This is a genomic window from Streptomyces sp. NPDC003038 (assembly GCF_040611115.1).
Taxonomy (GTDB): Bacteria; Actinomycetota; Actinomycetes; order Streptomycetales; family Streptomycetaceae; genus Streptomyces.
The window spans coordinates 1-1,007 of the sequence record NZ_JBEXNN010000133.1 but is presented as its reverse complement, the minus strand read 5'-3'; the positions used below and the strand labels follow the sequence as shown (position 1 = coordinate 1,007).

General features: G+C 67.8%; 2 protein-coding genes. Both read left to right on the top strand.

Features of this window, described 5'->3' with window-relative positions:
- Positions 1 to 264: 264 nt before the first annotated feature.
- Entirely contained in the window at positions 265 to 510 is a 246-nt protein-coding gene (locus ABZX75_RS34475) for a hypothetical protein (RefSeq protein WP_355418212.1), read from the top strand.
- Between the two features lie 182 nt (positions 511 to 692).
- Entirely contained in the window at positions 693 to 854 is a 162-nt protein-coding gene (locus ABZX75_RS34470; RefSeq protein ID WP_355418209.1) for a hypothetical protein, read from the top strand.
- Positions 855 to 1,007: the final 153 nt, after the last annotated feature.

Here is a 1,007-nt window from a genome sequence, read left to right as displayed (position 1 = left end):
GGCGCATCCTCCGAAAAGCCCGCTGCCACCCCACCAGACTCACGTCAATCACCAAAGCCATCCTCACCCTGGAGACCCACCGCTGAACAAGCTCAGGGCTTCGGAGCGGGTGGGTAGGGTTTCGTAGTCGTGGGCCAGGCGGCGGTGGAACCAGCCGTAGGTCCGCTCCACGGCCCACCGCTTCGGCATCGGGGACGAAACCCCTGCTCCCGGGGGTGCGGGCTATGATCTCCATGTCGAACCAGGCCGCAGCGTGCGGCGGACATGCTCCGCGCCGCCAGCCTGGGCATATCCGCCTCGTTCTTCCTGGGCGACGAGGTCTATAGCGGGCGGGAGTTGCGTACCACCTGCCGAGAGCTGGGCCTGGGCTATGTCGTGGGCGTGCGTTCCAACCACCAGGTCACCACCCCGGCCGGGAAACTGAGCGCGGCCAGGGCCGTCGCCCGGCTGCCGAAGCGGGTCTGGCAGCGGATGCGGACCGGTGCGGGCCACAAGGGGGTGCGGGACTAGGACTGGGCGATGATCGAGGTCACCGCCGACGACACACCCACCGGCCACGACAGCGTCGCGGGGACCTCGGTGCTTCTGGCCCGCCGGCCCCGTTACACCCGCACCGTGTCCCACTACCGCTCTTCGCCCGCGGACCCGGTGACCCTGGCGAGACTGGCGGCACTGGTGTGCCCCCGTAGCGAGTGGAAGAGGACTTCCAGGATGCGAAGGAGATCTGCCACCTCGACAAGGGCCAGGTCACCTGCTGGAACTCGTGGTACCGCTGGAGCGTGATCGCCCTGGTTGCCTACGCCTTCCTGGCCACCGTCGCCGCCCTCGAACGCACAGCCCGACGCCACTCGTGACGACCCCGAAGAGGCCGGCCTTGTCCCTCTCAGCAGCTACGAACTCCTCCGCCTGCTAAGAGGTCGTTTTCGTCCGATGTTTCATCCCGGGATAGGGCGTTTGGTGCCCTTCTTCGGGTCGCGCCAGGAGATGGTGTTCTCCCCGGTGAGGCG

What these genes read in the sequence shown, in the direction of transcription:
- ABZX75_RS34475 (WP_355418212.1), top strand. Translation starts at nt 265, where the DNA reads ATGCTCCGCGCCGCCAGCCTGGGCATATCCGCCTCGTTCTTCCTGGGC.